The organism is Enterococcus sp. AZ091 (genome assembly GCF_051714805.1).
Taxonomy (GTDB): domain Bacteria; phylum Bacillota; class Bacilli; order Lactobacillales; family Enterococcaceae; genus Enterococcus_D; species Enterococcus_D gallinarum.
Genome location: NZ_JBIOSO010000002.1, coordinates 274398 through 301143, shown reverse-complemented (window position 1 = coordinate 301143; position 26746 = coordinate 274398). Strand labels below are relative to the sequence as shown.

Genomic DNA, 26746 nt, shown 5'->3' with positions numbered 1-26746 from the left:
TTTTTTCTCCTTTAGTTTGTTTCTGTATTGGTCAAACGCATATTCACCAGTGAAAAAATGAAAATGATCATGAACAAGATAAATGACAGCGCAGAAGCATACCCCATTTCTAGTCCACCAAATCCTTTATTATAAATATAGTAAACAAGGGTGATTGTGGAATTTCCAGGTCCGCCTTTTGTCAGCATATAGGCTTGGTCAAATACTTGGAAAGCGCCGATGATCAATTGTGTGCTAACTAAGAATGTTGTTTTGGATAATTGGGGCCAAGTGATACTCTTAAATTTTTGCCACGCATTTGCGCCTTCAATATCTGCTGCTTCATAAAGAGCAGGATTAATCCCTTGTAAACCTGCCAAGAAAATCATCATGTTTCCGCCAAAACTCATCCAGACACTCATAATGACGATTGCAGTCATCGCCCAATTGGAACTATACAGCCAAGCTGGACCATTGATTCCAATCAAACCAAGCAACTGATTGAGCAAACCATACTGTGGATTTAAGAGCCAATACCAAATGGTTGCTGTAGCCACCGATGAACATAAGACTGGCAAGTAAAAAAATGTTCGGAAAAGACTGGTGGTCTTCATTTTGCGATTCAGCAACATGGCGGCTGCTAGAGAGACGACTAATCCCAATGGCACATACAGTAAGGTGTAGACGATAGTGTTCTTTAATGAAATAAAGAAAAATTCATCTTGAAAGATACGCGTGAAATTCTTTAAACCGATCCAATTGGGGCTTTCAATGATCGTATAATCGGTAAAACTATAGAAAAGTGCCATCACTATCGGGATAATTGCAAAAACAACTAGTAGAAGAACAGGAACCAGAATAAATACATAGGCAATGTTTTGCTGTTCATTGATCCCTCTCTTTTTCTTTCCTAACTCCATTTATTAACCCCTTTATTAAATATAATATAAAACTATTTAATATATTAAATATCTTTACAAGCGAATTATATAGAATTAAAAAGGATATGTCAACGGTTTCATAAAAAGTTTTTTGATTAAACTGCTTGCTTTATTAATATAATATATTTAATATATACATAAATAGTTCTTTTATTTTTTGAGAAATGGAGGCGCATGCATGAGTAAACCTTTGTACCAAACGATTTATGAAGATTTGAAACATCAAATCGAAACAGGCACTGTCGCAATCAATGACACACTGCCTACTGAAAAAGAATTATCAACTACCTATAGTGTTAGTACGATCACGGTCAAAAAAGCACTGGATCTGTTAAAAGAGGATGGCTACATTGTCAGAAAGCCTCGAAAAGGTTCTGTCGTTGTCACAAATAAGAAGGCAGACATTGTTCCGAACAAACTCATTTTCGGATTGATCATCACCAACTTTACAGACTTTTTTGGCGCTCAAATACTGCGAACAGTTCTAGAAACAAATGCTGAAGAAATCAATTTCATCGTCAAGATCAGTTATGGTGATCCTGATCGCGAAAATGAGTTGATCCAAGAATTGATTGAAATGGGCATTCAGGGTTTGATCCTACTGCCGACATCATCAGAATATACCTCGCCAAAAATCTTAGAATTGATTTCTAAAAATTTCCCGATCGTTGTAATTGATCGTCTGATGGCAAATTTGCCGATCTGCAGTGTGCAAACGGATAGCTTTGCTGCTGCAAAAGAATTGACAAATTATCTCTTTGCCAAACACCATGACAAGATTGGCTTGATTACTTCCGATAGCAGTGTTTCAACGATTGATGAACGAGTCAATGGTTTTCTCTCTGCGCATGTGGATGCCAACCGGGCTGTCAGCCAAAAGCAAATTTTGTCGAGGATCGACTCTGTGGTCCCCAGTTCTTCTCGCAAGATCGAAGATGATGTGGCACTTATCGTGGCCTTTCTTCAAAAGAACCCAGAGATCACAGCTCTTTTTACCACAGAATACAATATTGCTTTACTTGCCAAGAGTGCGATTGAACAATTGGGAAGGCAAGTCCCACATGACTTTTCAGTTGTTTGCTTTGACCATCCTACCGTCAACATTTTTGACTTGAATGCTTTTATTTTCACTCATATCGAGCAAGACCAAACAGCCATCGGCAAGCATGCCATTGATCTTTTACTGACAAAAATTGCTCATCCTGATACGATTGAAAAGATCAACCTCGGCTATCGGTTGATTGAAGGAGATTCCGTTATTTCTAGATGATCGTCTGTTCCTCTATCGAAGCAGTACATTAGCGATCCGACTACAAATAGACAAAAAAACACACCTCCGTTCTGACTCGCTGAACGAGTCAGAACGGAGGTGTGTTTATTGGGATAGCTGTCATTCTTTAAACTAGACAGTCCTCCTTTTAGTTATTCTCGATGACTGCGACTTCTTTTCTTGTAGGCATCCCCGTTTGGGCACCTAATTTTTGAACAGAAAGTCCTGCACCAAGATTCGCTAAAACGACCGCTTCTTTAAATGGCACCCCATCACTTAATGCAGCCGCTAAGATACCATTGAAGGTATCTCCTGCACCGGTAGTATCAACGACGGTCACTTTCTTTGATGCCACGGTCACGATTTTACCGGAATCAACGAAACTTACCCCTTGACTGCCTCGTGTCACTACCAATTTGGTAGCGTGCGTTTGCTGCCAAGCTAGAATCGTTGCTTCGATTTCAGGTTCAGGGATCAATTCTTTACCGATCAATGCGGCAAATTCCGTCTCATTTGGCGTTAAGATATCGACATAAGGCAGTAATTCCCCTACGATATCATGGTAAGGTGCGGGATTCAGTAGTGTTGTCACGCCATTTTCCTTTGCGAGCTGTAACGCATACCGAAGCGTATCTACCGGAATCTCAATTTGTACCAGCAAAACATCGCTTTCTATGATTTTATCAGCTATTTGATCTACATATTCACGATCTACCAGTCCATTGGCACCGGAGATTACAGTGATGCAATTATCTTGCGGTAATTTAAAAATACTTGCGATACCAGTAAAGATATTTTTTTCTTGTGCAACTGACTGAACATCCAGTTGCTCTTCACTTAAGTGTCGATAGACTTTTTCCCCAAACGTATCTTGACCAATTTTTCCTAAGAATGTCGTTGTTCCGCCAAAACGGGCGGCTGCAACTGCTTGGTTGGCCCCTTTCCCGCCGACAAAATAATCAATTTGATCTCCTATGATCGTTTCGCCAATTTTTGGCATTCGCCCAGTCGTGATAACAATATCCATATTCACACTGCCCAAAACTGCTATTTTACCCACTAAATCACCTATTTCTTTTGTATATATAGAACGGGCCAAACGCTTCGCGACCCGTAACAGAAGTTGTCTCTATCAAAGAAAAACCGGTTTTCTCAAATAAGTGCTGCATCGGCTTATTCGTATGGTTGGTCAGAGAATAAATGGCATCCCCTGCTTTACAAAAGTCTCTTAGACAAGTTTTCACCCAAGCCGAGCCCAACCCATTCCCCATTTCTGATGCTTTTGTCACGAGCCTTTGGATACATTTTGTATGTTCATTATACCCATGACTCTCTTCTTGCGCCAAAAATTCTGGACTAAGGGTTCCTGCACTAACGATTTCTCCTGATTCATTTTTATGAATCAGTAATTGTTTTTTACAGATATCTGTTTTGACGATCTCCTTATCAGGGTAACTGCTTGTCCATTGGCAGATCCCCTGTGTCTCCATATTTTTTTTTGCATCAACAAACAACTGCCAAATTTCATCCAGTTCTTCATGGCATGCATATATTAACTTTTCCATCAAATCAATAAGGCAGTAACAACAGCGACAAGACAACTACTAGGATAATTCCTATGATCGTAGGAACACTGGTCCGTTTCAGCAAACGAACCGGACTCACACCAATCGATGACGAAACGATCATGACAACTGCTGCAACTGGTGAAATCGTCCGCGCTAAGTTAGCAATCATTTGCATTGGCAGCGCAATCAAGATACCATCGATGCCGGCTTTTTGGGCAATATTGGGAATCAGCTCGATCACAGCATAGAACATGGCTAATCCACCACCACTCAAAATACCAAATAATGCTGTCGCGCCACTGAAAATCAATGTGGTTAGAACACCGGCAGATTGAGAGTTTTCAACCGCACTCATCAAAGAATCGATCACGCCTAGACTTTGAATCGCTGTGGTGAATAAGGAACCCCCGACTACTAACATAACGACTTGGCTGAAACCTTGTCCCATTCCTTTGAACAGTTCGACTGCACTTTCTTGGGCAATCTTAAATGATTTCTTACGGAACCCTTCAATGATCAATGCTACGAAGAATGAGATCATTGTCAAAACAAAAATGTCCATCGTCACATTTTCTCTAAAAATACCAATAATTCCAACGATAATGATCAAGACTAAAGGTAATAATGGCAAAATGGCATAAAATGTCGGGACAACTTTTTCATCCGCCGCACTTTCAACTTCTTTCATCTCGACAAACGCTTCTGAACCTTCCTTTTTATCGCAATACGTTTGCCAGAAGTAGTGGACAACAGCTAAAATAAGTAAGGTTGGGATCGAGACCTTCGCATGATACAGCACATAAGTCAGAATGTTGTAATCCAACGTTTGTGCAGCAATCACATTGTCTGCTCCTAATGGTGTTGGCATGATCGTTGCGGTCATTGCAATGACCCCTGCTGCTGTCATTGATGAAATTCCAATACCTTGTAAGAGCGGATACAAAATAGCCATTAAAATAATTGCTAAACTAGAGGCACTTGGAACAACTAGAGACATCAAATTTCCTAACAGGAAAACAATCGGTATAAACAACGCTTTGGATTTGATTTTGGTCATTGGCTTGACTAAGATATTGACCGCTTTTTGATTGGCACCAATCAAATTCATATAGCCGGAATAGCCAAATAAAATCATGATCACTAATCCTGCTGAGCTAACTTGTGAGATGATCGTGTCTTTCAGTTTCAGAAAAATATCAAAGAAAGCCAGACCAGTTCCTTCTCCTTCAGGATAGAGAGGATTTCCCAATGCCACCGACGCACCTAATAAGACAATCGCACCGATAATCAAAATAAGCGCTGGATTATAACTCTTAATAATAAAATAACCAACGATACCTAAAACAACTAATACTAAAATTGCTTCAATCATTTTTTCCCCTCCTATTTACACTGACTGATTGCATGTAAAAACCATTCCTTGAATTTATTCTCATCGACATCGACACAGACACGGCAATTCTTTTCTTTGCCAAGTTTATTGTTCAGATCGATGATCGTAGCGCCAGAAGTATACTCCCCTTTTGTTTCTACTGCGACAAAGGTTTCTTTGATCTCAAACATTTCCGGACAAAGAACGTAAGCTAAAGCACAGCTGTCGTACATTTTTAATCCGGTACCAAAACTTCCACCTCGATATTTCTTGAAAAGGTGGTACATCATATCTCCAGTTTGATTCATGTCTTTGATTTTTTCGCTGTCTTCAGGATAAACCAGTGCTTTCAACCCGACATCTAATGGTGCGACTGCTAGCGAAAGACCGCTTTCAAAAACGATTTTGGCTGCTTCCGGATCAATCGCGATATTGAACTCTGACAAAATACCAAAGTTTCCTCTGCCTAGCGCACCACCCATTAAAACCAATTCTTCAATTCTTTCTTTGACTTCAGGATGCGTTTTAAGAAGAAGTGCAATATTAGTCAGTGGTCCGATTGCGATAATCGTCATCTTTTCTGCAGAAGCCATCAATGTGCGATGCATGGCTTCAACGGCACTCTCTTCCAATAAACAACTGCGATTTGGTGTTGGAAACTCGTACCCTGCCATTCCTGTTACACCATGAACATCGCTGGCATCTTTTACTTCACGAAGCAAAGGTCCAGCTGCGCCTTGGGCCACAGGAATTTTCAAGTTCCAAAAAGTCAGCAACTTCAACATATTTTCCGTCACATAATTGATCCCTACGTTTCCAGCAACTGTCGTGATTAATTTCACGTCTAACTGATCACTGAACAAGCCAATTCCTAATGCTACTGCATCGTCAATTCCCGGATCCGTATCAATAATTACTGCTTTGTTCATAAGTAAACCCCTTTCGTTTTTTGATAAAACGTTTTATCAATTAGCTAAAAATAAAAACGTTTGATAAAACGTTTTATCATTTGTTCTCCCAAAGAATACCACTTATGTAAAGCGCTGTCAATAACGAATACAAAAAAGCTTTCCATAAATTTGCGCTGAATTCTAACCTAGACAATCGTTGTGTTGATCAGTTAAACAGCTACCTCCTGATATAAACACAACGATTACCTTTTTCATTCTATCTTTGATTCCAACCGTTTGCCAACGCTTTTTTTTCGTACGATTTTTGGCGTCAATTGAAGATAACGCGGTGCTTGTTCTTTCATCGCTGATAATAAAGAGGTAACTGCTTTTTCTCCCAGAACTGTCACATCTTGTTCGACAGAAGTAAGTGGTACTTCTAATAAATCATTTAAAATCAAATTATCATAGCCAACGATGGACATTTGTTCTGGAATATTGATTCCTAACTCCTTGGCTCTTTTCATGATCCCTAAAGCAATCAAATCATTTCCCGCCACGATACCGGTGATTGCTTGATTGTTCAAAAGCTGGTCTGCTTTGTCATAAGCATCTTCAAACTGAAATTTTGTGACCACCCGCCAGCTTTCTTGCTGGGGCAGCTGCGCTTCTTTCAGAGCATCCAGATATCCTTGGTAGCGATAAATACAGTTGATATTTTTATCGGGGTTCATCATAATACCAATGTTTTGATGGCCATTATTGATCAATTCCATGGTCGCAAGATAGCCGCCTTGTCGATTATTATAAAACACTTGTCCAACCGGAAAATTATCCAACCCTCGATCAACCAGCACCAATGGCACAGAAATACTGCTTAAAAACTCTTTCAACTCTTCTTCGTACGTATAAGATTCACTCGAAAGGGCTAGTAACAGTCCATCCACATTACGATCGATCAATAATTGAATCAATTCTTTCTCTGCCGCAAAGTGATCATCTGAATTGACTAAAATCAAAAGGTAACCAATTTTTCGCAACTGGTCTTCCAGTACTTTTGCTAATTGTGCAAAGAAAGGATTATTGATGTCTGGTATGACCAATCCGATCGTATTTGTTTTGTTTAGCACTAAACTTTTTGCCGCAATATTAGGCGAATAATTATTTTCCTTCGCTAATTGTTTGATCAAGCGTTTTTTCTTTTCCGAGATGCGAATCGGTTTGTCATTTAAGACTTGTGAGACAGCAGCGATCGAGACGCCTACTTCTTCAGCGATATCTTTCAAGCGGATCTTCACTCTTCTTCTCCTCGCTTTCCTGTTTTATTCTACGCCAGTCCTTAAGGTTCGTCCTTTCTCTATTCTATCATAGCTCTGTTTATGTAAGACATTCAGAGTCAAACGATTGGCTATTTTTTCTGACATGAGTATTTGGAATTCGCCTACGTAAAGAGCGCCTATTGCGTTTTTAAAATACAGCACCCATGAAACATAACAATGACCGGACGTTCTTTTGGGTTTCGAGAAGTCCGGTCCTGTTCTTTTACACGTTTCCTTAGTTTAATCATACTTAGCGTGAGTGATCTTGGTTCTAACTAAATATTAAATCGAACCCAATCGGCAAAAAGCTCGGGCCAACGAACCACCGAGTCTTCAATGGCGTGTTCGCCACCACTGGCCGTTTCTTTGGTTCCGAGACTTAGACCATGCCCACCTCTAGGAAAAATGTGTAATTCATAAGGAATGTCAAACTTACGCAGTTGTTTTGCAAACAAGAGACTGTTTTCTGCCGGTACCAGATCATCTTCCAATGTGTGCCATAAAAATGTTGGTGGTGTGTTGCGACTTACTTGCTTTTCAAGGGAAAGCTGCGCCTTTTGTTTTTCATAACGGTTTCCTAAAAGAGCACGGAAAGACCCTTCATGAGCAAATTCACCGCTTGAAAGAACTGGATAACTTAGCAACAACCCATTTGGGCGCCATTCGTGATTGGCTCCTGACAATGTTTCTGTTAAAAAGTCTTCTTGCCAAAATACGCCCAAACTTGCTGCTAAATGCCCACCAGCCGAAAAGCCTGCGACAATGATTTTCTCCGGATCAACGTGCCACTGTGAATGATTTTGGCGAATCAATTGAACGCTCGCAGCAAGCTCTTGCAATGCTAATGGGTACACATGGGGCTTGATACTATAGTGGAGAACAAATGCCTGAAACCCAAAACTCATCATCTTGATTGCTATGGGTTCAGCCTCACGGTCTGATAAAAACTCATAGCCTCCGCCAGGACAAATAATGATTGCCGGTCGCAACCGATCCTGCTCCATCTCTTCAGAGTTGTCAATCGCATAGGTAGTAAGCGTTGCTTCACTTTTAGAAAACGGTTGGATCACTTCATGGATCATAGTAATTGCCTCATTTCATGATAATTTTGCTAACAACTGGTTCTTTGATTTGTAGATGAGTATACTAGATTTTTAGACCAGCTGTAGTTACTTGTCAAGTCAAGGAAGGATCGATGGCGAATTTCTCTTGGTTTTTTCAAAGGGGTTGCCGACAATTTGAGAATAGGTATCCCAGATCGAAAGTCCTTTGCCCCTTCATTCCAGGCTCCTTCAATCTGGTACGCGGCAGCAATCGCCCCATGAAAATCCCGAGGAAAAAGAATCCCATTTGCTGTAAGACCTGTTCATAATCCTTCCCAGCAATCACAATAAAACGATTACATATGATCGTATCATATTTTCAATCATACATAACAGATTTTTGTTTTTTTCATAAAAAAAACTGTGGCATAAGTTGAACAAATAATTACCCGATCAGAAGGGTCGCCTCCTGACGAAAATGGTCGATTTGCCTCAAAAAGCCATAACTTGCTGACTTCTCTGGTAGCAATTAGGTAGTTATCTGTTTCGGCTTATGTCACAGCCTATTTCATTAAATCAAGTAATCATTCAAACGAGATTTCACGTATTCAATGTGGCTAGATTCCAGCTCCACTTGATCATGTGCCAATGCGTAATCCGTTAAGCTTTCAAGATCCTCCTGATCTGCCACGATCTTTGCGCCGATCCCTACGTTAAATGAGGCATAGCGTTTTTCCTTCAATTCATCTAAGAAACGATCTTCTTTGATTTTTGCTGCGGCTTTCAATGCTCGTGCATAGGTATCCATCCCAGCAATATGTGCCAATAGCAAGTCTTCCATTTCAAAAGATGAACGACGGACTTTGGAGTCAAAATTGATCCCGCCTGGTGCGATACCGCCATTTTCCAATACTTCGTATAATGCCAGCGTTGAGTCAAAAACATTCGTTGGAAATTCATCGGTGTCCCATCCTAGAAGCATATCTCCTTGGTTAGCATCTAAAGATCCTAATGCATTATAGCTACGAGCAACAGCAATTTCATGTTCAAACGTGTGCCCAGCTAAAGTTGCATGATTGGCTTCAAGATTCAACTTGAAGTCGCCTTCTAAGCCATAATGTTGGATAAAGGCCATCGTCGTCGCGGCATCAAAGTCATATTGATGTTTCGACGGTTCTTTTGGTTTAGGTTCTAATAGAAATTGCGGTTTGTGACCAATTTTTTCTCCATAAGCAATTGCCATTTTAAATAGGCGGGCAATATTGTCTTGTTCGAATTTCATATCTGTGTTCAATAACGTTTCGTACCCTTCACGACCACCCCAAAAGACGTAGTTTTCGCCGCCTAGTTTTTTAGAGATATCTAACCCTTTTTTGACTTGGGCAGCTGCATAGGCATAGACTTCTGCATTGTTCGTTGAAGCAGCACCGTTGTTAAATCGTGGGTGAGAAAACATATTGGCTGTGTTCCATAACAATTTGATGCCTGTTTGATCCATCTTTTCTTTGATCAGGTCTGTGATCACATCTAAATTTTGGAAGAACTCCTCTAAAGTTTCACCAGCAGGTGCTACATCAACATCATGGAAACAGAAGAATTCAGCGCCTAGCTTCTCGCAAATTTCAAAGAATGCTTCTACTCGATTTTTCGCGGTTTCCATTTCCGTTTCACCGAACCAAGTGCGCTGATTGACCGGTGCTCCGAAAGGATCTGAACCATCTTGTGTCATAGTATGCCAGTAGGCAATCGCAAACCGTAAATGGTCTTTCATTTTCTTGCCTAGGACTACTTCTTCTGCATCATAATGCCGAAAAGCAAACATATTGGCCGTTTCTGGACCTTCATACTTGATTTTATCAATCGTTGGAAAATAATTCATTTTGGTTCCTCCATTTTTAGTTTTTTAACATAACAAACTAACTTACTTCTAAAATAAGTTACATGAAACCTTTAGTAGTGGCGATTCTTTCGTTGATTACTCTGACTGCAATGCTGCCAATTCGCGACAAAGAGGTGCTGTTTGTTGATACACTTTATGATAAACAGAATAGATCCGTTGATACTCCGTTACATTTTCTGCGATTGGCTGGATTACTGACCCATACTTTACAAAAGCCTTCACACAAGCCGCTTCGTCAGGATAAAGTCCGCTTCCGATTGCCGCTAACATCGCGGCCCCCATGCCGGGACCTTGCTCTGTGGATAATGTTGTGATCTCTGCAGCAAAAATATCCGCCTGCATCTGTAGCCACTCTTTGTTTTTCGCACCCCCACCAACAGAAACGATTTTGCTAAATTTCCGTTTTGCTTCTTCTTCCATGATCAGTTGAGAGTCTTTCAGAGAAAAAGTGATGCCTTCCAAGACCGCTCGGCTGAAATGCCGACGTCGGTGATGGGTATCGATCCCTATGAAGCTTCCTCTGACAGTGCTGTCCGTATAAGGAGTTCGTTCACCAACAATATAAGGGGTGAACAGCAGGCCATCTGCTCCGGGAGAAACCTCCCCAATATCTGCTAGCAATTCGGAGAAGTCTACTCCTTCTGCGAATGTATCTCGGTACCAACTTAGTGAGTTACCGGCAGCTAGTGTGACACCCATCGAGTATTGTTTTTTTGCCACTGCATGATTGAAAACATGCAATTTCCCTTGGTAATCAACCTTCTGCGCTTCAAAAGATAAGAATACACCGCTAGTACCGATCGATACCATCCCAATGCCTTCGTCAATAATCCCAGATCCTAGCGCGGCACATGCGTTATCGGCGCCGCCAGCAAAGATTTTGACTTCTTTTTCAAAGCCAAATTCTGTTTGTAAATCAGGGACCAGTGTCCCGACTTCAGCTGCTGATTCAAAAAGTGTCGGTAAGATTTCTTCTGGAATAGCAAACTTGTTGAGGATTTCTGCAGACCAACAGCTCTTCTCACTGTCCAGTAGTAATGTCCCAGCTGCATCCGAATAATCCATTGAATAGGTACCTGATAGCCACAATGCTAAGAAATCTTTCGGCAGCATCAAGTGCTGGACCTTCTGCCAGTTCTCAGGCTCATGTTCTTGAACCCAACAGATTTTAGGTAATGTGAATCCTTCTAGTGCAATGTTCTTTGTGATTGAAAGAATCTCTGGCATCTCTTCCATGATTCGCTGACATTGCTTCGTCGTCCGAACATCGTTCCACAAAATTGCTGGTCGAATGACCTTGTTTTGTTCGTCTAGCAAGACTAAACTGTGCATTTGTCCTGAAAAGCTGATGCCGATCAATTCTTTGCGCAACTCAGGCACTTTATCGATCAACGCTTTAATGACTGCATGAGCCGCTTGACGCCAATGATTAGGATCTTGCTCACTGAATCCAGGTCGGGGGGACGACAATGGATAGTCTGCACTAGCAGTATCAATCAGATTCCCTGAGTGATCAAAAACCAATCCTTTCAAAGAACTCGTTCCTAGATCCAGTCCTAGTAAATAAGCCATATTCTTCTCCTTTGCTACTGATGAAATTCTTATTTGTTATGGTTTACAAAATATTGCTTTTAGGTTAATTTGCTTAAAAAACTAACTAATTGGATAGTAAACGACCCATCCATTTTTGTCAAGCGCTTTCAACAGTTATTTGAGACTTTTTTAAGCACCTAACTGAGGAATATCTCCTTTTACAGATAAACTTGCACTTTATTAATTTGCACGGTAAACTAACATTACTATAGACGAAGAAGGAGATACTATGATTATTAACAAAATGGGCATCCGAGAGCAGAATGAAGCTGCCGTCCTGAAAACCATCATTGATAACGAACATATTTCTAGAGCTGAAGTTTCCAACTTAACGAATCTTAACAAAGCCTCTGTTTCGCAAATAATGAAAAAATTGATTGAAACCGATTTTGTCAAAGAAGTAGGAATTGGTGATTCCACATCGATTGGCGGACGCAAACCTATCCAGCTTCAGTTCAATCATCAAAGCAGCTTAGCGATTACGTTTGATATTGGTTATAATTATGTCAATGGCATGCTATCTTATATCAATGGTCAACGAATAGCCATTTTGGAAAAACAAGATATCTTGATTACAAAAGACAACGTATTCACCACGATTGATTCGATAATGGCAGAATTTACCCCCAAGATGCCTCCTACTACCCATGGATTGGTTGGTATTTGTTTAGCGATCCACGGTATCGTTAATCAGGAGAACATCACTTTTACACCCTATTATGATCTGGAACACATTGATTTGGTCTCTCCCCTTAGTCAGAAATACCATACCGCAGTCTATATCGAAAATGAAGCAAATTTGACTGCATTAGGAGAGTATTGCTTTTCGTCTGATTCAACTAATCTGCTCAGTGTCAGTATTCATAGCGGCATCGGTGTCGGCATCATTGTAAATGGACGTTTACAGACAGGAACTCACGGAACAGCTGGAGAAGTGGGTCATTCTACATTGTTCCCTCATGGAAACCTTTGTCCTTGTGGAAATCGCGGGTGTTTAGAGCAATACGCTTCTAATAAAGTTTTATTCGATACCTACAGTCACTATACAAAAAAAGAGCTTGTCAATTCAGATATTTTTGCAAAGGCTATTCGTTCTGGCGAGAAATCAGCGCTTGAACTAGCACAACAAAATGTCGAATTTTTGAGTATCGGCTTAAATAATGTCATTACATTTTTCGATCCTGAAGAGGTTTATATCAACAGCTCTGTCTATCGCAAAATCCCTCAATTGACCAAAGACCTGCAACAAAAATTAACCAGTCAGTTCACTCAGAATACGAAAATCAAAAACAGTCGTTTGGGCGAACAGGCACCTCTGTTCGGTGGTAATGTTCTGATTGCCAAGAACTTCTTAAACATTGAAGATCTGCGCTTTCCAACGATTGATTTCCTTTAATCCATAAAAATTTTTTTCTGATACAGAAAATCCACTCATTCATTTAGCCACCGTATAACCTCAATAAGTGGCAACACAACAAATGGGCTGGGACATAAGTTTGGGTAGCTGACTGTCGCTGCGCTGCAGGAGTACTCTGTGCTCCTGCACAATTTCATACGTGTTCTCCTGTCAGATACTTTGGTTCTCATTCTTTATTTTTCCTTATATCATACAGTGCCAGCAAGACAATATTGACCCCCCCCTCATCAATCCCTTCTCCCAGCGGCTTATCCTTTTATGTCTCCTGCAGTGACCCCGCCAACGATATATTTCGACTGCAATCATTTACTCCTATTCAAAATCAAAAGGTCTCTTCCCCTTCTAAAAAAGGAATAGACCTATAAAGTCAGAATTGCTTGAATTTTCCCCATTGCTTTTGATCATTACTCATCTTGGTTCTTTAGTTTTGTCTTTTTTAGTCTTGCCCTTATTGGAAGGCTTGATTTTCCTTCTGATACAAAAAGACCGAATAGCGTTAACGTCACGCCTAGTAGTTTCACTAAACTGATCCCTTCTCCTAGGATAAGAAAAGAAGCAAATAATGTCGTCACAGGAACCAAATAAATATAGAGGCCAGCCATAACAGCACCTAGCTGTTCGACGGTGTAATTCCATAGAACGAAACACAACGCGGAAGCCCCCAGTCCAAGAAACAGCAGATAAAGCAGATTGTCCGTTTGAAGCAATTTATCTAACGAAAGGGAACTTTTCGTCAAAAAGAATAGCGGCATAATAAATAGAATGCCATATAGGAAGATCATTTTCGTCGTGTCGATCACGGAATGTCCCCAACTAGCGATCTTTTTGACCAACAGTGAATAGACCATCCACATCAGGGCGGCTGCTATAGCTAAAAAGTCGCCAAAGGGATGAAACGAAAGATTCCCTGCAAAGCTGATCAGAAAAATACCACAAAAAGAAAGCAAAAAACCAATAAAGAATGTTCCCTTTAATTTCGTTCGATAAATGAGAGCAGAGGCTAAGCCAATGAAGAGTGGAGAAATGGAAACAATCACCGCAACATTCGATGTACTTGTATAACTTAAAGCTATGTTCTCTAAAAAGAAATAAAAACAAACGCCAGATATTCCTGCTGCCATCAAATAAAGATGTTGACGAAAGTGATAGTGTATCCTGCTAAATTTGGATAACACACTCAACGCCACTAGTCCGATGATAAATCGTAAAAATAATATCGCCGTGGGTGAAAAATCAATCAGCAGCAGTTTTGTGGCAATAAAAGTCGTTGACCAGAAGAAAACCGTGATCAAGGCAGTGACATGGGGATTCTTAAATAAATGATTCATTCTGTACTCCTTAAATACATTTTTTGATATTGTTTTGGTGTCAGCCCAATAAAGCTTTTGAATACATTGGAGAAATGACTTTGATCGGAGAAATTCGTCATCAACGCCACTTCTGATAAGGACTGCTGTTTTGCCAGTAATTTCTTTGCTTCATCGATTCGGATCGATAACAGATACCGATAAGGTGTCATGCCATAGTTTTTTGTAAATTGATGAATGAAAGAACTTTTTTTCAAATTCGTCAACGCAACGAGATTCTCTAAACGAATGTCTTCTGTATAATTTTTTTGTAAATGATGGCAAACATTTTCTAACAGGACATTTTCAACGGGTTCATTCTGATACCCTTCCGCTGTATAGGCAAGTAAGTTTTCAATAAGCAAATACATCAATTCCTCTCGATATAGAGGTGATTTCTTTGAAAGAATCGCTTGGTACAATTCTTCGACTAGTTCTCCTGTGCTATTGTTTCGCAGGATGACTTGACTAAAATAAGGCAGATCCTTTTTGCCGGTAATTTCTTTTACCACTTGTGTCATTGCTTGCTTGGAAATGTTGAGGGCGTGGTAGGTAATTTCTTGGTTCTCCAGACTTTGGCAGCTATGAGGCTGATAGGGATTGAATAAATTCAGATCGCCTTTTTCGAGGATTTGTGTCTCTCCGCAATACAGCTTTCTTCTTCCTGCTAACAAAATACCCACTACATAATAATCATGAAAATGGAGGGGAAAGCTCTTTTGATACTTTTCTAACGCATAAGCCTCAATGCCAACTATTTCATCATAGTGAACCTTTTTCATACTGTTCCTCCTTTTCTATCTATTTTAGCATTGAACCTTTCGATTTCTTGTAAAATATTCCATACTTTTCTCGGAATCATCCTACATTTAACCTTTCCAGACCCTATTTATGAACCAACGAAAAAGCAGATAAAAGAAAGATCGCCTTTCCTCTATCTGCTTTAATTGTTTGATCTGCTCTTCTAGTTTGGATTTACCAGACATTTTATCGGCGCATGCTCACGGAAAAATCATCCCTCAAAGCCATTATTGTCAGAGACTTGCTTGAACCAATATCCTGATTTCTTGATACTCCGTTTGCGGTCATTTTCTAAATCAACAGAAATAAAGCCATATCGATTTTTGTAAGCATTGGTCCATGACCAGTTGTCCATGCAGGTCCACATGTGGTAGCCTAGGCAATTTGCCCCTTCTTGAATTGCTTGATGAACATATTTCAAATGCTCTGAGACAAATTCAATCCGATAGTCATCATGAATCATCCCATCTTCACCTAAGAAACGACGTTCGTTTTCAACCCCCATGCCATTTTCGGAGATAAAGCACGGCAGGTTGCCATAGTTATCCCGCAGGTTGATCAGGATATCGTAAATGCCTTTTTCATAGATTTCCCAACCACGATAAGGATTCATTTTTTTGCCTGGCATATCATACACATCAAAATAATTTTCTGGCATTGGCTCTGCTGCTGGATCGACAGGCGTTTCTTTCGCCTTGATCCGCCGTGGCTGATAATAGTTGACCCCCAACAAATCGACAGTATTATTTTTGATGATGTCGAGATCGCTCGCTTGCATCTCAGGTACCATGTCTAATTCTTTCACGATTTTTACCAGTTCTTCTGGGAAAATTCCTTTGACCGCAGGATCAAGAAATGAACGATTGAAAAAAGCATCCGCGATTTCTGCTGCTCGAACATCTTCGGGATTATTACTGTCTCTTGGATAACTTGGAGTTAGATTCAGTATGATGCCGATTTGACCAGTTTGCCCACTTTCATGGTAAGCCTTGATCGCCAAAGCAGAAGCCAATGCTTCATTAAATCCGACTTGAATGGCATGTTTCATGTTACTTTCTTCTGGATAATGCAATTGATACAAATAGCCCGCCTCAACAGGAACGATCGGTTCATTATGAGTAAACCATTTTTTGACTTTATCCCCAAACAAGTCGAAACATGTCTTGGCATATCTGGCATATGCCTCCACAGTCTCTCGCTGGAGCCAGCCGCCTTTTTCTTGTAATGCCATTGGCATATCAAAGTGATACAGATTGACAAATGGTTCGATCCCATTGTTGATCAATTCATCAAAATAATCATTATAAAAAGAAACAGCTTTAGGATTGACTGCCCCCGTTCCCTCAGGAATCAAACGGCTCCATTGAATCGAAGTCCGAAAAGAGTTATGGCCGGTTTCAACCATCAATTGGACATCCTCTTTGTAGTTGAGATAGACTTCCGATGCTTGGTCTGGACCTACTTGATCAAAAAATTTTTCCGGTTCTTTGGCATACCAGTAATCAAAAATATTCTCGCCTTTGCCGTCCCCGGCTACCCGACCTTCTGTCTGTGGGCCGCTTGCTGCGGAACCCCACCAAAAATTTTCTGGAAATTGAACCTTCATGTTTCTGCTCCCTTCGGTAATCCTAGTAATTGATTTTCCATTAAGACCACTTGTTTTTCAGTGGCCGCTTTTCCCATTTTGATTCGTTCTAAGACAAGTTCTGCGGCTTTCTCCCCCATTTTTTCTGCTGGCGGATTCACAGTTATTTGCGGCAACAAACTCTGTTCTGCTTCAGAAAGATAATCATAGTGACCAAAGGCGATATCTTTTCCAACGATCAGTCTCTTTTGATTGAAACATTCCAAAGCCCCCACTGACATGTTATAGTTACTGACAAAAATTGCAGTCGCTCCCCATGCGACTAATTCTTCAGTTCCCCGATAACCGCTTTGTCTTGTGTAGTCACCCACCACGATTTTCATTTCTGCTTCATTGTTTGCCATAGCAGCTTGCGCACCAAACAGTCGTTCCCTCGCAGTGTGATCCGACTGTGGGGCGGAAAGATAACCGATTTTTTTATGTCCAGCTGCTAAATAATGGTTGATGACGTCAAAAACACTTTGACGGTCGTTCAATAAGAGAACATCGGCGATTCCTTGTGTCTCAGGATGATTCAAAAAGACAATGGGTATCTGAATGTCCTGCCATTTCGACAAATCAAACTTTTTTTCATCAGAAAAGAAAACAATCAATCCGTCGACAGCATGCTGCAATAAATAATCGAGTTTGTCATGGTCCTCTTTGCTATTCGTAAAACCACTCAGCAAAATACTATAGCCATTTTCTTCCGCGACTTTCTCGATACCAGAAACAACTTCCGAGCCAAAACGACTGGAGATGCGATTCATCAATAAGCCAAATGAATAGCTACGATTGTTCTTTAAACCCTTCGCAATAATATTCTCTTTGTAGTCAAGCGACTCAATAGCAGCAGCAATCTTTTCTCTATTCAATTGTTTCAGCTGATGTCCATTCAAATATCGGGAAACAGTCCCTACAGAAACACCTGCTAATTGCGCAACATCTCGAATCGAAGCCATGTTTCTCACCTTTCTCTGATGCCATTTTTCACGATCCATTTTCTAATGATTATGAATCGCTGGATTCATTGATTTGCTTTTGGTAACGAGTGTTGATCCCCTTCACGATCTAATAAAAATCATCAGCTTGTTAAAAAATTGAACCGGTTCAATTTTAAACTATAGCACGTTTTTCCAAAATTGCAATCTTTTTTGGATACGTATTCATTTTCCCTTTACATATAATTACGCTAAAAATGTAAAAGATGAATGGCTGCTAATACGCTTCAAGAGCTGAATAGAACCATTCATCTAGATTAAACCAAACAATGTCCCGCTTATCCAAGTAATTGATTGGCTAGTAAAAAGTCTTTGACTTCGGTTAAATCAGTAAAACGCCGAACACCTTGAAAGAGCGCCTCTTTGTCGATGATTGGTTGTTTGCTCAATGGGTATCTTCCTTTTCTTGTCGGTAAGTCTGTCAAATCATCTTCGACCATAAACGCTGAGATGCCCGCTTTTTCAGCAGCAGCTATCCCGGCAAACGAGTCTTCTAAGACTAAGGCATCTTTTGGGAGAACCTTTGCCTGACGACAAGCCGTCAAAAAAATTTCCGGATCGGGCTTTCCTTGCTTGACTTGATCGCCAGCTACGATGATATCAAAGATAGACGGCATCTTTTCTAGCTCAAAATAGGTGGCGATTTTTTCTCGGGAAGAAGAGGAGGCTAATGCGATTTGGCAGGTGTGCTGCTTCAGCTCCTTTAGTAAATCGAGCAAACCTGGCTTTTTGTAGACTCTTTTTTCTTCGGCTAAAATGGCTTCTTTGTATCGGTTCATCGAATCCCGCCATTGGTCGACAGGGACATCGCCGTACAACTCTTTCATTCCTTGACGAATCTCGGCTTCTCTTTTCCCGGTCAAATAATAATAGACATCGTGGATCAATTCAAAATCGTGTTCTTCAGCAGATTTTAGATAGGCACGGTAGGCAAGTCGTCCTGTTTCGAACATTAAGCCATCCATGTCAAAAATTACTAGTTGGATTGTGTTCATTCGCTTTCTCCTACTTTATTTTAAAAAAGAGCCATGCGTCTAGCATTAGATCGCACCGCTCTTCGTTTTGATACTCAGGTCGATTCAAGGATTGCTTTTAAGGATGCTAAATGTGCATTCCCTTGCTCATAATCTCTGACCAGCTCTTCTGAAAGGATGAAAGAACCCCCAACTGCGATTACTTGCGGATGAGCAAGGTAGTCTTGGCAATTGTCCTTAGAGATTCCGCCAGTTGGCAAAAATCGAACATCATAGAAGGGACCGCTTAACGCTTTGATTGCTTGTAACCCGCCATAAATATCTGCTGGAAAAAATTTCACAGTTTTGATCCCAAACGATACGGCTTTCTGAATATCAGTTGGTGTCGCTGTTCCTGGAAAAATCGGAATCTGATTCTTTAGACAGTGATCGATAACTTCTGGAACAATAGCTGGAGAGACAATAAACTGGGCCCCCTTTGCTACCGCTTGTTGGGCTTCTTCAAGTGTTCTCACCGTGCCGGCTCCCACGAGCAACTTCCCTGAGCGTGCTAAGTGTTCGATTGCTTTTAACGCCAGTTCGCTGCGGAAAGTCACTTCAATCAAACGAATATCATGTTTAATCAATAATTCTTCTAGTGGATCTAGCAACGACATGTCTGTGGCGGTATAAAGCGGTAAAACTTTCGTAGCCGCTAAATGTTCGGTCAATGATTCGACGTTTGCCATTCTATTCCCCCGCTTTCTGATCAATTTCTGCAGACATTTGCGATTTGACAACCGCTTCATGCAGTCCTTGCAAGTAACTAATCCCCAAAGCTCGATCATACAGACCATATCCTGGCATTGCTACTTCCCCCCAGATCGTTCGCCCATGATCTGGACGAATCACTCCAGTAAATCCTACATCCACCAAGGCTTTCATAATGGCATACATATCTAGTGAACCTTCTGTAGACAAGTGTGCAGACTCTTTGAATTTGCGGTCTCCCATAAAGAGAACGTTTCGGAAATGGACAAAATTAATTCGGTCACCAACCTCATGGATGATCGACACTAGTTCATTTTTCGGATCGGCGCCTAACGAACCAGTGCATAGCGTCAATCCATTGTAAGGAGAGTCAACAATAGACAATATTTTTTTCAAGTCAGACAAGTTTTTGGTGATTCGCGGCAAGCCGAAGATCTCCCAAGGCGGATCATCCGGATGGATGGCCATTTTAACATTCATTTCTTCGCAAACAGGAATAATTCGTTTCAGAAAATAAGCCAAGTTATCGAAAAGAACCTCTTCTGTCACTCCGTCATAAGTCTCCATCAGCTGATTGAATTTCTTTAACCGTTCTTCTTCCCAACCAGGCAGCTTGAATCCTTTTGATTGGCTGTGGATCAATGTGTACATTTCGCTAGGTTCCATCCCCTCAACCACTGCTTGGTCATACAGCAATGAGAAACTGCCATCCTCATTTTCATAAAAAAGATTGGTTTTTGCCCAACCAAAAATCGGCTTAAAACTATAACAAATCAGATGTATGCCACAAGCAGAAAGATTTTTGATCGTCTGAATGTAATGATCGATGTAGTGATCCCGTTCTTCTGTTCCTGCCTTGATCGCGTCATGGATCGCCACACTTTCGATTCCTAGTAATGTCAGTTCTTCTTTTTCGATTGATTGCTTTAATTCCTCAATTTCGGCAATTTCCCAAATATCTCCCGGCAGTTTGTTTAACAAGGTGCCGATGACCCCATTGATGCCAGGTATTTGACGGACATTTTGCAAAGGAATCGAGTCTCCTTCGCCATACCATCTAAAGCCCCATTTCATAGTCAACATCCTTTCTTAAAAATCATCATCGTCATCCTCAGCGCCAGCAGCTGGCGTCTCATTCGAGATATGCCAAAAAGCAACACTATCTTCTCCTTGATCGATCACTGCTTGTGCCGCTGATGCAATTGGTGTTTGCAGTAATTGATGATTGATTGCTTCTAACACCATCGGCAAGTTGGTACCGCCAATAACGTAAACTTCTTCTTGCAGCTCTTTTTCTAACTGATTGATCGTCAAAACTGACTGGTTGTAAGGGCTAGCGCTCAGTAAGTCTACTAAGATCAGCACCCCATCTTGTTGATTGACTTGATGTACCGCGGTACTGATTTTTTCTCCCAGTGCTTGAACATCGTCTCCTTGATACAAATTGACTGTCGCTATATTTTCGACTGCTCCCATGATGACTGTTGCCGCATCTTTCAGTCCATCGCTTAATGTGCCATGAGTAGCAAGTACGATTCCCAACATTGTCATTCCTCCTTTGTCTCCCTGCATGGATTTCCATGCAAAACGTTTACTGTAACAAGGCAATCGTCTTGTTTACATTTTCCATATTGATGTCTTTTTGCCTTAATAATTGTTTAGGCAGATAATATCCCTCTGTTGATTCCTTATTCCCGCTGATCACATAATTGATTGTTGCATGGATTCCTTCTTCTTGAAGGATTCCGAGCCCTGCTAGTTGTTTGCGATCAAACTCTGTTCCTACTACATGTAGAGGTGCTTTGGCACCAACAGAATCCAGATAATAAATCGTAGCCTTGCGTTTGGCTGAGTCTCGCAAAACTTCTAATCCTCGTTCGCCATAGCTTCCTTCATCCAAGAACGCAAACGCAGTGTTTTGTCGTTCATTTTCACTGATCAAAGCCAATAATGCCAAAACCGAAGAAGTATTTCTCGTTAAGTTTTTCTGGAAGACCGCCCCTTTTACCACTTTTCCCAATAAAAGAAAGTACGAACCAAATGCCAGAACTAAGAAAAATGTTTGCCAAGAAAAAAGTACAAAACCGTCAGCAGCGAATTGACTATAGAACCATGTTGCTACTGCGCCGATCCCAATCGTTATGAATGAGCTGACAAGAATAAAATTCATTGTTTGACGACCTTGCGCCTTTCGATCAAAAAAATGATAAGCGCCAAAATGTTGCGGCGGTGTATCATAATACGTACAAATGATTCGATCTGCTTGAGCAATATCTCCGATGTAAACATTTCTCGAAGCTGCTTTATGTTTCAAATCATATTCGATTACGCGAATATCTTTTCTTATTTGTGAGATATCTGTCACTAAAGCATTTAGGAATCTTTTTTTGCTGCGGTCACTTAAGCGAGAACGATAAATATAGCGGTAACGAAACAGCCAATCATTGAAACGGTCTTTCTGCATCTTTTTCATCTCCCATTTTTCGAAGGATCCAGCACGTTTTCAACAGCCTTTGAGCTAGCAACCATCAAATGACCGTTGCTTTTTTGTTATTGATGGAACTAGCTCAGTTGCTGTATTTGGCAGTTATAATCCGAATTGTTTCAAGACCTCTTTTAAAGAGGATTTAGGAGCAGAAGGTGTTGCTTGGAAATAGATGTTTTCGACTCCATAGTGTTCATTCATTTCCTTTAATCTTGCGGCATCTGCTTTATTCAAGTAGACGGATTTTGTAACTAACAGATCTTTTTCTGGATCTTTCTGTGCGATCCCGCCAATGTTCAACTCTTTCATTGGCACACCATGGGTGACCAGATCATAAATCACACTGATGGTTTTTGCGATCAGGATGCAGTTGTACTCTTTAAACGCATATTCATCCCAATAAAATTTTGCTTTTTCTGGTGTCACGACAATCGTTTTTTGTCCTGTGCGACTGCCGGCATTTTTGTATAGATCTCGCATGAATTTATCCTTAGCAACCACTTCATCAACGACGAAGATAGAGTTGACCCCGCTTTTTTGAGACAACGTCATCATGACTTGCCCATGAATCAACCGTTCATCCACACGTGCTAAATTTACTACACCCATTGTTTTCCACTTCCTTTTCTATAAAATCCCTACGCCGGCTAGAATGATCAAGATCAAAGTCAGCCAGAGCAGTGCTTGCGTAACTTTTAAGCCTTTTTTCGTATAGAACCAATAAACACCCATTACAACAGCCAATGGCAAGATACCTGGAACAATCTGGTCAAGAATATCTTGAATGATAAATTCTCGTCCTGAAATATCAAATTTCAGCGAAGAAGAAACATTGACATAGTTTCCAGCTAAGACCCCCATCATAAACAACCCGAGAACAGACAACGTTTCGATTGCTGTCTGAACACCGGTGCTTTGCATCAATCCGGTCGCGTTTCGTCCCATTGCAAAAGCTTGTCGAGCAAAAAATACACCTAAAAATGCTTGGTATAAAGCGAAACAGACAAATGGGAACAATGCACCTAGCGGACTTCCCTGCTGGGCCCATGGGACAGCGATCGCAATAAAGATATACTGTACTGTTCCAGAATCGATCGCATCACCGATCCCTGCTAAAGCACCCATCAACCCTGCTTTTGTGTTGTACATCAAATCATCTTGCATCAGAACTTCTTTGTTTTCATGTTCTTCTTCTGCCCGCTGCTGTTCCATAGAAGACATCAGGCCTGTGATCACGCCGCCCCCCCAGCTCAATTGCGTGTTGAAAAAGAGCAGTTGCCGCTTATAGGCAGCCTTGAGGGCGTCTTCGTTCTTATATAATTTTCGTAAAATCGGCATCATTGCATATAAAAGTGACGGTGCCAGATAGCGTTCAAATGAATGAGGGATCTCGTTGGCAAAGTGCCAGCGAAGATATGCTTTCGTGACATCTTTTTTTGTGATCTCCTCTGGAGCGATCTGTGTTGCTTTCACTGATTCTGTCATTTTTTCATTCCTCCTTGTTTCTTAGAATCCATCATCGTAATCGTCCTCATCAAAGGATGCATTGGACGTATTCGTTTCAGCAGCTGGAGCTAATTTTCCTTTTTGTGATTGTACAAAGATCAATGCGATCAGAACACCAAAGATTGCGTAAGTAACCATAGTGATTTCCAATGATTTCAGTACGACACTCATAAAATAGGCAAGGAAAAAGAAAACCATGTAATCTTTCCGACCAATGACATAAACAGTCGTTGCAATCCCGATCGCTGCCAAGCCACCACCTACTACCTCCAGAATATGGATGACGACAGTCCCTTCAAGGGCATTGATGACATCAGCGATCAGTGGTGCACCCAGATAAAGTGCGATGAAAACAAGCGGTACAAATAAAATAAATGAGGCCAACGTTGGATACAAAATGATCGAACGAGTAATTGCTTTTGTATTCATGTCTTCCACTGCTTTATCCGTATATTTCCCTAAAAATGTATTGATAAAGAACCGGAACTGATACAAATAACTGCCTAAAAGTCCCACTGGGACAGCAACTGCGATCGCCGCTTCGGGCTTCAGATTACCTAATAATGCTACCGGTACAGCAATAGCCGCAGCAATCGATGGTTCAGCTGGCATTGAGCCGCCGGGAGAGAAGACCCCCATATAAATCATCTGTAGTGCAGCAGTAACGATCATCGCCTGCGCTACATCCCCCATCACGATCCCAACAACCAACCCAGTCATCAATGGCGAGAAACGAAGGGTTAGTGTTGCCCCACCACCAAGCCATCTAGACATGACTGCCGCAACCCATAAAGCAATCAGTAAACTCTGTGTAATGCTTAAAGTTTCCATTTTTCCTCCTCCTAAACCTGCTCAATATAGTTTTCTAAATCTAAAAGTGCTTTTTTCAGCCGTTCTTTCGTTATAGAAACCGGAATCAGATGAACTTTCTCTTTTGAATCAACAAATGCCACCAACTGATCGATCACTTGCGGGTCTTCTGGATAGATCCCCATTTGATGCAGGGACATTGGCAACTGCAATTCTCGATAAAACGGCAATAACTGATCAATGACCGTCCATCTTTCTTCAATCGCTAATTGATAAAAAATGCCGTAAGCAACTTTTTCACCATGCAAAAACTGATGACTTGCTGGCAGATATTTGCTGATTGCGTCATGCATCGCATGGGCTGCCGCATTGCGGGCGTATTTGTCACCCAATCCACCAACTAAACCGGCAACTGCAAACACAATCTCTGACAAGTGAATGAATTCTTCTGTTACCTTTTGCTCTTCCATATCCTGGATTGCTTGTTTTGACTGAGATACAATCGCGTTCTCGCATAGTTTGGCTGTGTAGCCAGCCAATTGTAGAAAAGGCTCATGTTGAAGCTGTGGTTGCGCCAAAATTGTTTCTGATTCATACCACTTTGCTAAGGTATCTGCTAGTCCAGCAATAAAGTAGGAAACTGGCGCATCAATCACTAGTGTCGGATCTGTAATCAAAAAAGCTGCTTGCCGCAAGAAGTGCTCTGACTTTCCTTCAGATTCGCCGTTTTCTTTATACATCACAGCTAACGGTGTCCATGGTGCACAATTACTTGCTAAGGTTGGCACGACACCAAATGGCGTATTGGTCAGATGGGCTGCGTACCCGACCAAATCGGTCAATTTTCCGCCGCCGACACCGATAATAAAGTCAATGTGATGTGCTTCTACTTGATCTTTGATCAAATTTGCACCGTAGTAACTGCATTCCCCAGTATACTGATGATAAAAAACATCCTGGGGCGCCTCGTTGATAAAAGTCAATTTGGGTTGCGCTTTTTGCCATGAAATCGAGCCATGAACGATTAATAATCGTTTGGCTTGATATTCTTGCAGCAGCTCTGGAATATGGGCTAATGCACCTTCATGGTAACGATAAAACTGAGGACCAACTTTTACTTTTAAATCAGTTAACATTTCCTTCCCTCCTTATGAGAAAACAAGAAAATCGCTTTGATCTTGAACAGCTCGTTCTGGTAATTGCCCTTGAATGATCTGTTCGATGTCCGTCACACATTTTTCTCCCATCTGTTCGAGACACTCCATTGTGTAAGCAGACGTATGAGGTGTCATGATTACGTTATCAAATGCCAGGTATGGGTGATCCTTGCGCCCCGGTTCTTCTTCTAAAACATCTGTCGCTAAGCCAGCGATCTTCCCGGATTTTAAACCGTTTACAATTGCTTGTTCATCTAAAAGTGCTCCGCGAGCACTATTTGACAAATATACTTGGTCTTTCATTTTTTCAATTTCTTTGGTTGAAATCATATGATAATTTTCTTCTGTCAAATTGGCACACAGACAAATGATGTCTGAACGAGTCAGTAACTCATCTAACTCAACTTTCTTCCCGCCATAACTTTGTATGTGGAGTGCTGATTGATAGGGATCATAGGCTAATACCTCACAGCGAAACCCATTGCGCAAAATCTCCACGACACAACTTCCTGTATTGCCTACACCTATGACACCTACTGTTTTATTGAACAATGCTCGCCCGACGAATTTGGCTCGTGACTCCCATTGATCTTGCCGAACTTTCACAGATGACTCTACGGTACACCGCAAAAGCGCCAACAGATTCGTCACATTATTTTCTGCCACCGCATCTCGTTCCACCAATGCTGGGATGATCGAAACGATCGTTTGATGGTTACGTGCAGCTGCTAGATCGATATTGTTGTAGCCAATACCATGACGAGTGATCAATAATAGCTCATCTTTGTGTTCAAAAAATTCCTCTGTAAAGTGAGGCGTCACACTGGCGATGATCAGATTATAACCTTGTAAACGTTGCGCCAATTCCTTCCCGGAAATGTCACTTTCCACATCAAAATGAGTCACTGTGCCGATTTTTTCGAGCCTCTGGATATGTTGAGGAAATATTTTGCCAAAACTACTAGAGTTGACTATCGCAATCTTATACTCAAGCATCCTA

Annotated in this window: 25 protein-coding genes; 2 read left to right on the top strand and 23 right to left on the bottom strand. The window is 41.0% G+C overall.

Translation table 11 applies throughout. From position 1 onward, the window contains the following. Nucleotides 1-11: 11 nt before the first annotated feature. Nucleotides 12-899 carry a carbohydrate ABC transporter permease gene (locus tag IGJ28_RS13925; RefSeq protein ID WP_103300226.1) on the bottom strand — a complete coding sequence of 296 codons (888 nt, stop codon included), beginning with the start codon at nucleotides 897-899 and terminating at the stop codon, nucleotides 12-14. 199 nt (nucleotides 900-1098) lie between these two features. Here IGJ28_RS13925 and IGJ28_RS13920 point away from each other — a divergent pair, with 199 nt between their 5' ends. Continuing rightward, on the top strand, nucleotides 1099-2190 hold the full coding sequence (locus tag IGJ28_RS13920) for a GntR family transcriptional regulator (protein ID WP_096710731.1): 1092 nt from the start codon (nucleotides 1099-1101) through the stop codon (nucleotides 2188-2190). 148 nt (nucleotides 2191-2338) lie between these two features. Here IGJ28_RS13920 and rbsK read toward each other — a convergent pair whose 3' ends face one another. The 8 genes from rbsK to xylB form a co-directional block, all read right to left on the bottom strand. Continuing rightward, nucleotides 2339-3250, bottom strand: coding sequence for a ribokinase (gene rbsK, locus IGJ28_RS13915; RefSeq protein ID WP_113849332.1), 912 nt, complete (start codon nucleotides 3248-3250; stop codon nucleotides 2339-2341). A 4-nt stretch (nucleotides 3251-3254) separates the two neighbouring features. Then, nucleotides 3255-3755: a GNAT family N-acetyltransferase gene (locus IGJ28_RS13910; RefSeq protein WP_081131994.1), complete on the bottom strand. Its 501-nt coding sequence runs from the start codon at nucleotides 3753-3755 to the stop codon at nucleotides 3255-3257. Nucleotides 3756-3759: 4 nt separating this feature from the next. Next, nucleotides 3760-5130: a C4-dicarboxylate transporter DcuC gene (dcuC, locus tag IGJ28_RS13905; protein WP_003125600.1), complete on the bottom strand. Its 1371-nt coding sequence runs from the start codon at nucleotides 5128-5130 to the stop codon at nucleotides 3760-3762. Nucleotides 5131-5141: 11 nt separating this feature from the next. Beyond that, nucleotides 5142-6059 carry a ribonucleoside hydrolase RihC gene (gene rihC, locus IGJ28_RS13900; protein WP_081131945.1) on the bottom strand — a complete coding sequence of 306 codons (918 nt, stop codon included), beginning with the start codon at nucleotides 6057-6059 and terminating at the stop codon, nucleotides 5142-5144. A gap of 233 nt (nucleotides 6060-6292) precedes the next feature. Beyond that, nucleotides 6293-7318 carry a LacI family DNA-binding transcriptional regulator gene (locus IGJ28_RS13895; protein WP_081131946.1) on the bottom strand — a complete coding sequence of 342 codons (1026 nt, stop codon included), beginning with the start codon at nucleotides 7316-7318 and terminating at the stop codon, nucleotides 6293-6295. Nucleotides 7319-7614: 296 nt separating this feature from the next. After that, complete coding sequence (locus tag IGJ28_RS13890; RefSeq protein ID WP_252711550.1) at nucleotides 7615-8421, bottom strand: alpha/beta hydrolase; 807 nt, start codon at nucleotides 8419-8421, stop codon at nucleotides 7615-7617. Between the two features lie 532 nt (nucleotides 8422-8953). Next, nucleotides 8954-10261, bottom strand: coding sequence for a xylose isomerase (gene xylA, locus IGJ28_RS13885; RefSeq protein ID WP_003125594.1), 1308 nt, complete (start codon nucleotides 10259-10261; stop codon nucleotides 8954-8956). Between the two features lie 96 nt (nucleotides 10262-10357). After that, nucleotides 10358-11854: a xylulokinase gene (gene xylB / locus IGJ28_RS13880; RefSeq protein WP_219645140.1), complete on the bottom strand. Its 1497-nt coding sequence runs from the start codon at nucleotides 11852-11854 to the stop codon at nucleotides 10358-10360. A gap of 250 nt (nucleotides 11855-12104) precedes the next feature. Between xylB and IGJ28_RS13875 the strand changes: the two genes are divergently transcribed. Continuing rightward, nucleotides 12105-13271, top strand: a complete 1167-nt coding sequence (locus tag IGJ28_RS13875; protein ID WP_003125592.1) for an ROK family transcriptional regulator — start codon at nucleotides 12105-12107, stop codon at nucleotides 13269-13271. 425 nt (nucleotides 13272-13696) lie between these two features. Here IGJ28_RS13875 and IGJ28_RS13870 read toward each other — a convergent pair whose 3' ends face one another. The 14 genes from IGJ28_RS13870 to IGJ28_RS13805 all read right to left on the bottom strand — a co-directional run bounded on the left by IGJ28_RS13870 (nucleotide 13697) and on the right by IGJ28_RS13805 (nucleotide 26742). Then, complete coding sequence (locus IGJ28_RS13870; protein WP_003125591.1) at nucleotides 13697-14620, bottom strand: DMT family transporter; 924 nt, start codon at nucleotides 14618-14620, stop codon at nucleotides 13697-13699. Next, entirely contained in the window at nucleotides 14617-15420 is an 804-nt protein-coding gene (locus IGJ28_RS13865; protein WP_003125590.1) for an AraC family transcriptional regulator, read from the bottom strand. Before IGJ28_RS13865 ends, IGJ28_RS13870 begins: the two co-directional genes overlap by 4 nt. 230 nt (nucleotides 15421-15650) lie before the next feature. Beyond that, nucleotides 15651-17045 carry a glycoside hydrolase family 1 protein gene (locus tag IGJ28_RS13860; RefSeq protein ID WP_252711551.1) on the bottom strand — a complete coding sequence of 465 codons (1395 nt, stop codon included), beginning with the start codon at nucleotides 17043-17045 and terminating at the stop codon, nucleotides 15651-15653. Next, nucleotides 17042-18025, bottom strand: a complete 984-nt coding sequence (locus IGJ28_RS13855; RefSeq protein WP_029486451.1) for a LacI family DNA-binding transcriptional regulator — start codon at nucleotides 18023-18025, stop codon at nucleotides 17042-17044. The genes IGJ28_RS13860 and IGJ28_RS13855 overlap by 4 nt, the downstream gene beginning before the upstream one ends. Before the next feature lie 317 nt (nucleotides 18026-18342). Continuing rightward, the gene (locus IGJ28_RS13850; RefSeq protein WP_081131951.1) at nucleotides 18343-19059 is read right to left on the bottom strand and encodes an HAD family hydrolase; all 717 of its coding nucleotides are present in this window, start codon (nucleotides 19057-19059) and stop codon (nucleotides 18343-18345) included. A 74-nt stretch (nucleotides 19060-19133) separates the two neighbouring features. Next, a complete protein-coding gene (locus IGJ28_RS13845; protein ID WP_252711552.1) occupies nucleotides 19134-19766 on the bottom strand; it encodes a bifunctional 4-hydroxy-2-oxoglutarate aldolase/2-dehydro-3-deoxy-phosphogluconate aldolase in 633 nt (210 codons plus the stop codon). Nucleotide 19767: 1 nt separating this feature from the next. Beyond that, entirely contained in the window at nucleotides 19768-20862 is a 1095-nt protein-coding gene (gene uxuA / locus IGJ28_RS13840) for a mannonate dehydratase (protein WP_103300215.1), read from the bottom strand. Between the two features lie 15 nt (nucleotides 20863-20877). After that, entirely contained in the window at nucleotides 20878-21333 is a 456-nt protein-coding gene (locus IGJ28_RS13835) for a PTS sugar transporter subunit IIA (protein ID WP_252711553.1), read from the bottom strand. Nucleotides 21334-21379: 46 nt separating this feature from the next. Continuing rightward, nucleotides 21380-22252 (bottom strand): hypothetical protein, encoded by an 873-nt coding sequence (locus IGJ28_RS13830; protein ID WP_231598608.1) that lies wholly within the window; start codon nucleotides 22250-22252, stop codon nucleotides 21380-21382. A gap of 123 nt (nucleotides 22253-22375) precedes the next feature. Then, nucleotides 22376-22882 (bottom strand): PTS system mannose/fructose/N-acetylgalactosamine-transporter subunit IIB, encoded by a 507-nt coding sequence (locus IGJ28_RS13825; protein ID WP_003125581.1) that lies wholly within the window; start codon nucleotides 22880-22882, stop codon nucleotides 22376-22378. A gap of 18 nt (nucleotides 22883-22900) precedes the next feature. After that, complete coding sequence (locus IGJ28_RS13820; protein ID WP_003125580.1) at nucleotides 22901-23758, bottom strand: PTS system mannose/fructose/sorbose family transporter subunit IID; 858 nt, start codon at nucleotides 23756-23758, stop codon at nucleotides 22901-22903. A 21-nt stretch (nucleotides 23759-23779) separates the two neighbouring features. Beyond that, on the bottom strand, nucleotides 23780-24610 hold the full coding sequence (locus IGJ28_RS13815; protein ID WP_003125578.1) for a PTS mannose/fructose/sorbose/N-acetylgalactosamine transporter subunit IIC: 831 nt from the start codon (nucleotides 24608-24610) through the stop codon (nucleotides 23780-23782). Between the two features lie 11 nt (nucleotides 24611-24621). Beyond that, entirely contained in the window at nucleotides 24622-25725 is a 1104-nt protein-coding gene (locus tag IGJ28_RS13810) for an iron-containing alcohol dehydrogenase family protein (RefSeq protein ID WP_081131955.1), read from the bottom strand. 12 nt (nucleotides 25726-25737) lie between these two features. Continuing rightward, nucleotides 25738-26742, bottom strand: a complete 1005-nt coding sequence (locus IGJ28_RS13805; RefSeq protein ID WP_103300213.1) for a D-isomer specific 2-hydroxyacid dehydrogenase family protein — start codon at nucleotides 26740-26742, stop codon at nucleotides 25738-25740. Nucleotides 26743-26746: the final 4 nt, after the last annotated feature.

Coding starts and splice junctions, on each gene's coding strand:
- IGJ28_RS13815 (WP_003125578.1), bottom strand. CDS start 24,610: ATGGAAACTTTAAGCATTACACAGAGTTTACTGATTGCTTTATGGGTT.
- IGJ28_RS13830 (WP_231598608.1), bottom strand. CDS start 22,252: ATGCAGAAAGACCGTTTCAATGATTGGCTGTTTCGTTACCGCTATATT.
- uxuA (WP_103300215.1), bottom strand. CDS start 20,862: ATGAAATGGGGCTTTAGATGGTATGGCGAAGGAGACTCGATTCCTTTG.
- IGJ28_RS13845 (WP_252711552.1), bottom strand. CDS start 19,766: ATGGCAAACGTCGAATCATTGACCGAACATTTAGCGGCTACGAAAGTT.
- IGJ28_RS13870 (WP_003125591.1), bottom strand. CDS start 14,620: ATGAATCATTTATTTAAGAATCCCCATGTCACTGCCTTGATCACGGTT.
- IGJ28_RS13805 (WP_103300213.1), bottom strand. CDS start 26,742: ATGCTTGAGTATAAGATTGCGATAGTCAACTCTAGTAGTTTTGGCAAA.
- IGJ28_RS13910 (WP_081131994.1), bottom strand. CDS start 3,755: ATGGAAAAGTTAATATATGCATGCCATGAAGAACTGGATGAAATTTGG.
- IGJ28_RS13920 (WP_096710731.1), top strand. CDS start 1,099: ATGAGTAAACCTTTGTACCAAACGATTTATGAAGATTTGAAACATCAA.
- IGJ28_RS13835 (WP_252711553.1), bottom strand. CDS start 21,333: ATGTTGGGAATCGTACTTGCTACTCATGGCACATTAAGCGATGGACTG.
- IGJ28_RS13855 (WP_029486451.1), bottom strand. CDS start 18,025: ATGGCTTCGATTCGAGATGTTGCGCAATTAGCAGGTGTTTCTGTAGGG.
- dcuC (WP_003125600.1), bottom strand. CDS start 5,130: ATGATTGAAGCAATTTTAGTATTAGTTGTTTTAGGTATCGTTGGTTAT.
- xylA (WP_003125594.1), bottom strand. CDS start 10,261: ATGAATTATTTTCCAACGATTGATAAAATCAAGTATGAAGGTCCAGAA.
- IGJ28_RS13925 (WP_103300226.1), bottom strand. CDS start 899: ATGGAGTTAGGAAAGAAAAAGAGAGGGATCAATGAACAGCAAAACATT.
- IGJ28_RS13820 (WP_003125580.1), bottom strand. CDS start 23,758: ATGACAGAATCAGTGAAAGCAACACAGATCGCTCCAGAGGAGATCACA.
- IGJ28_RS13865 (WP_003125590.1), bottom strand. CDS start 15,420: ATGAAAAAGGTTCACTATGATGAAATAGTTGGCATTGAGGCTTATGCG.
- xylB (WP_219645140.1), bottom strand. CDS start 11,854: ATGGCTTATTTACTAGGACTGGATCTAGGAACGAGTTCTTTGAAAGGA.
- IGJ28_RS13875 (WP_003125592.1), top strand. CDS start 12,105: ATGATTATTAACAAAATGGGCATCCGAGAGCAGAATGAAGCTGCCGTC.
- IGJ28_RS13825 (WP_003125581.1), bottom strand. CDS start 22,882: ATGGGTGTAGTAAATTTAGCACGTGTGGATGAACGGTTGATTCATGGG.
- IGJ28_RS13860 (WP_252711551.1), bottom strand. CDS start 17,045: ATGAAGGTTCAATTTCCAGAAAATTTTTGGTGGGGTTCCGCAGCAAGC.
- rihC (WP_081131945.1), bottom strand. CDS start 6,059: ATGAACAAAGCAGTAATTATTGATACGGATCCGGGAATTGACGATGCA.
- IGJ28_RS13810 (WP_081131955.1), bottom strand. CDS start 25,725: ATGTTAACTGATTTAAAAGTAAAAGTTGGTCCTCAGTTTTATCGTTAC.
- IGJ28_RS13850 (WP_081131951.1), bottom strand. CDS start 19,059: ATGAACACAATCCAACTAGTAATTTTTGACATGGATGGCTTAATGTTC.
- IGJ28_RS13890 (WP_252711550.1), bottom strand. CDS start 8,421: ATGATCCATGAAGTGATCCAACCGTTTTCTAAAAGTGAAGCAACGCTT.